This is a genomic window from Ruegeria sp. AB8 (genome assembly GCF_056542605.1).
On sequence record NZ_JBQGAB010000119.1, the window covers coordinates 1 to 622 of the forward strand.

Here is a 622-nt window from a genome sequence, read left to right on the forward strand (position 1 = left end):
CGCAGGTTGCAGCAAGCATCGGTGTCACGCAGACGTAACGCGCCATAAGGATCGTCGCGCTGAACATCTTCATCCTCGGCGCGGATGATCTGCACATTGCGCAGGCCCAGACGCTCGCTGACCTCCTGCTGGTATTCCAGCGTTTCGGCAAACAGCATCTGGGTGTCCACGAACAGCACTGGGGTCATCTTGTCGACCACTGCAGCCATATGCAGCAACACCACCGATTCCGCGCCAAAGCTGGAGACCAGAGCAAGCTCCTCGATCTCGTCCAAAGCGCCATGCATCACATCATGGGCACTGTGGTGGCGGAAGCGGGCGTTCAGCGCCTCGACCTTTTCGGTCAGTTCGGCGCGGTCAGCCCCCAGTTCCGTTTGGATCAGGTCAAGCGGCATTGGCCTGTGCCTCGGGGTAAAGCGCCGCTTTGAACGGTGCCATGCCAACGCGGCGATAGGTCTGCAAGAAGGTCTCTTCAGCGCTGTCGCGCTGCTCCAGATACGTGTCGACGATGCGCTCGACCGCCGGAACGATCTCGTCATAGGCGAAGCCCGGGCCAGTACGATCACCGATGGCGGCGGATTCAGTACCGTCACCACCCAGAGTGAACTGGTAGTTTTCGACG

1 protein-coding gene and 1 pseudogene are annotated in these 622 nt (G+C 60.3%); both read right to left on the bottom strand.

Translation table 11 applies throughout. From position 1 onward, the window contains the following. The coding region (locus ACR0CG_RS24070) for a phosphoadenosine phosphosulfate reductase domain-containing protein (protein ID WP_480528041.1) at positions 1 to 395 on the bottom strand (395 nt) is incomplete at its 3' end. Continuing rightward, positions 385 to 622 (bottom strand): annotated as a pseudogene (locus ACR0CG_RS24075) (nitrite/sulfite reductase); the annotation flags it as partial. The gene ACR0CG_RS24070 and the pseudogene ACR0CG_RS24075, both read right to left, overlap by 11 nt.